Genomic DNA, 3,439 nt, shown 5'->3' with positions numbered 1-3,439 from the left:
ATCCTCCACGTCGTGAACCGAGTAGGAGATGTCGTCGGCGAGATCCATGACCTGGGCTTCGAGGCAGGTCTGGTGCGGTGCCGGCCGTTCGTTGTCCGGCGCATCGGGGGCCACGTCGCCGGAGTGGTTGAGTCCACGGACCCAACGGAACACCGGTTCGTCGTCCGTGTAGACACCGAACTTCCTGGTGGGTTTGCCCTCCCCCGTGTCCGGCGCCTCTGCACGCGGCCAGGGATACTTGCAGGCAGCGTCCAGGCTGGCGCGGGTCAGGTTGAGGCCGGCCGACGAACCGTTGGCGCGGAAGGTCTTGGTCTCCAGACGGGTGAGCAGGCGCAACGTCTGTGCGTTACCCTCGAACCCTCCGCAGGATTCCGCGAGCAGGTCCAGGGTCTTCTCCCCGTTGTGACCGAACGGGGGGTGGCCCAGGTCGTGGGCCAAACAGGCGGTGTCCACCACGTCTGGGTCGCAGCCCAGCAAGGCTCCGAGTTCACGACCGACCTGCGCCACCTCGAGCGAATGGGTCAGGCGGGTGCGGACGAAGTCGTCGGTGGAGGGCGCCACCACCTGGGTCTTGGCGCCGAGCCGTCGCAGGCCGGCAGAGTGCAGGATCCGGGCGCGATCACGCTCGAACGCGGATCGATAGGCCTTCTTGGGCGGTTCCGGAACCCAGCGCTGATGATCCCACTCCGAGTAGCCGGGGTTGAGTGCAGCCGCTGGTTGCAGTGTCCCTCGTTGGGTGCGCGCGGCGGCGGCCTGAGCCGGGAACGTGGTCACTGCTTCGGTTTCTGCACTCACGATCCGCATTCTTTCACGATTGGGCCCGGAACCCAGGCGACCTCAGAGACCCAGTACCTGTCTGGCGTGGGCGTATTTCGCCGCCAGCCGATCACGCGTGGCCTGATCCAGCTGAGCCACGCGGTCCGGATCGGTGTTGTCGTCAAGGTCCGATTGCTTGACCTGCAGGGCCAACGGATTCGCGGCGACGCGGGCGTAGTACGCGTCAGGGTCCTCCCCCGGCGTCCGGCTGATGGCCAATACGGCGGCTGTGATGTCCGATCCGAAGCGTTCCTGAAGGTCTGCTTCGGAGACGTCCGCGTCCTCCACCACGTCATGCAGCAGGGCCACGATCACGGCCGGATGGTCCCCGCCCAAGCGGGCGGCCACACGCTGCGCGACCCTGCGCGGGTGCTCTATGTAGTCGTGTCCGGTCTTGTCGAGTTGGCCGGCATGGGCCCACTCGGCGACGGTGTCCGCGGCGTCTGCGAGCGGGTGGGTGAGTTCGATGTTCATGGCATCTCCCTGCGTTCGTATGGGATGGCGGCTCCCGTGAGATTGCTGCTCTTGTGGAGCTACCTTCAGGCTAGACCGCGCCCCCGACACCTTGCCCGTCCACCGTGGGCTCAGCCGCCGGAGATGTCCAGTTCCGCATGGGCGATCATGGCCTTGTGCGCATCATTCATGTAGCGCGAGTCCAGCCAGTCCTGTGGCAGGTGCGGACGCTTGGGGGAACCGGCGCGCCCACGAGATCCTTCGGCAGCCGCCCCGGGGTAGGCGGCGTCAGCGTCCAGCTGACCAAGCAGGTCATCAAGTTCCGTCAGCGAGGACACCCGAGCCAGCCCTGAGCGGACCTCTCCCCCGACCTCATAACCCTTGAAGTACCAGGCCACGTGCTTGCGCAGGTCCTGCAGGCCGCGGAACTCGTCCTCGAAGTGCTCGATCAGCAGTTCGGCGTGACGCCGGAACGCGACCCCCACCTGCCCGAGCGTGGGGTGGACCCTCACGGGGGATCCCTTCAGCGCGGCCTCCAGGTCGGCGAAGAGCCACGGCTTGCCCTGGCATCCACGGCCGATCTGCACGCCGTCCACGCCGGTGTGTTCCACCATCGCCACGGCGTCCTCGGCGGAGAAGATGTCGCCGTTGCCGATGACGGGGATGTCCGGGATCAGCTGGCGCAGCTCCGCGATGGCGTCCCAGTCGGCCTTGCCCGAGTAGTGCTGCGCGGTGGTGCGCCCGTGCAGGGCGATCCCGTCCACGCCCAGGTCGCGGGCCACAACGGCGGCGTCACGGAAGGTCTGGTGGTCCTGGTCAACGCCCTTGCGGATCTTCACGGTCAGCGGGATCCCGCCGCGATGGGCCTCCTCGACAGCCGAGGTCAGGAGGTCCTTGAAGAGGTCGATCTTCCACGGAAGCGCTGAACCGCCGCCCTTGCGGGTGACCTTCGGAGCGGGGCAGCCGAAGTTGAGGTCCACGTGGTCCGCACGGTCTTCCTCTACCAGCATGCGCACCGCGGCACGGACCGTGTTGGGTTCCACCCCGTACAGCTGGATGGAGCGGGTCTTCTCCTCCGGCGCGTGTTTGATGATCCGCATGGATTCTGGCGTGCGTTCCACCAGCGCACGGGAGGTGACCATCTCGCACACGTAGATGCCACGGCCGTATTCGGCGCACAGTCGACGGAAGGCCGAGTTCGTGATGCCGGCCATGGGGCTCAGCACCACGGGCACGTCGAAGGTCAGGTTGCCGAACTGAATGGCGGGAAGATTCAGCGTTGCGCCCGAGCCGCTCGCGTCGGTGTGCAGGCCGCCCATGGCGGACTCCCGTCCGGGCGCAGTGGTATCAGGAGCAGTCAAAGTCACCAAGCCATTGTCCCACCGCCGTCAATTCTGGCCACCGGGATGAGACGAAGATCTGCCATAGTGATGGAGAACACCGTAGGAGCCGGTGACCGGACGAGGGCGAGGACGCGGGGCATGACACACGACGCAGACACCCTCTCCTATGCACAGGCCGCCAAGCGGCGCGGACCCAGGACGGCCTTCCACCTGCTCTCCCACGCCGAGGACGCCTCGGTGTTCTCCACCGACCCGAATGACTTCAAGCGCAAGCCCCGTCCGCTCCTCAATGGCCTTGGCCTGCTGATCCTGGTGGTCGGATCTACCCTCGTCATGGTCGTCGCCGTGAGGGAGTCCGTCATGCTGGACGATCCCGATCGACCGTGTGACTACGACGGCTGCGCCCTGCCGACACCGTGGTGGGTCCATGCGGCCCTCGTGGCGACGCCGTGGTTGGGGTTGGCCATCCCCTGGTTCTTCTGGATTCGGCGCCAGTGGCTCAATCTCCGCATTCTCGAGGCCCGACGCTCGTTGGCCCGCGTTCGGGATATCCGCCCGTTGGGCACAGGCCGGGTCGTCGCGGTGCGGAGCGCTGTCGAAGAGCCCACCACCGCACGCACGCTGCCCCTGGCCGTCCGCGTCCAGCCGGATGCGCCTGGTTCCGTTCCGATCACGTTCGTGGGGGTGCGCGCTTCCCGGGGCGGTCTCAACCGGTGGTTGCAACACGGTTGTCGATCAGGCCTGCAAGGCCTCCCGCAAGCACTCCGCGGGCGTAAACCATTCTAGCCGCTTCCGCGGCCGACCATTCAATTCATTCGCGACATATT

Annotated in this window: 4 protein-coding genes; 1 reads left to right on the top strand and 3 read right to left on the bottom strand. The window is 66.7% G+C overall.

Translation table 11 applies throughout. The annotated features are described in order from the left end of the window. The 3 genes from dgt to dusB all read right to left on the bottom strand — a co-directional run. The coding region (dgt, locus tag Q0A15_RS05570) for a dGTP triphosphohydrolase (RefSeq protein ID WP_291278541.1) at positions 1-723 on the bottom strand (723 nt) is incomplete at its 3' end. 114 nt (positions 724-837) lie between these two features. After that, on the bottom strand, positions 838-1,290 hold the full coding sequence (locus Q0A15_RS05565) for an HD domain-containing protein (RefSeq protein ID WP_291278539.1): 453 nt from the start codon (positions 1,288-1,290) through the stop codon (positions 838-840). Between the two features lie 110 nt (positions 1,291-1,400). Next, positions 1,401-2,588 carry a tRNA dihydrouridine synthase DusB gene (dusB, locus tag Q0A15_RS05560; protein ID WP_291278540.1) on the bottom strand — a complete coding sequence of 396 codons (1,188 nt, stop codon included), beginning with the start codon at positions 2,586-2,588 and terminating at the stop codon, positions 1,401-1,403. A gap of 162 nt (positions 2,589-2,750) precedes the next feature. Here dusB and Q0A15_RS05555 point away from each other — a divergent pair, with 162 nt between their 5' ends. Further along, positions 2,751-3,398 carry a hypothetical protein gene (locus Q0A15_RS05555; RefSeq protein WP_291278538.1) on the top strand — a complete coding sequence of 216 codons (648 nt, stop codon included), beginning with the start codon at positions 2,751-2,753 and terminating at the stop codon, positions 3,396-3,398. Positions 3,399-3,439: the final 41 nt, after the last annotated feature.

It is taken from the genome of Galactobacter sp., from assembly GCF_022712295.1.
Lineage (GTDB): Bacteria > Actinomycetota > Actinomycetes > Actinomycetales > Micrococcaceae > Galactobacter.
Note: the sequence above shows the minus strand (reverse complement) of the source record. Positions and strands in the feature narration are given on the sequence as shown.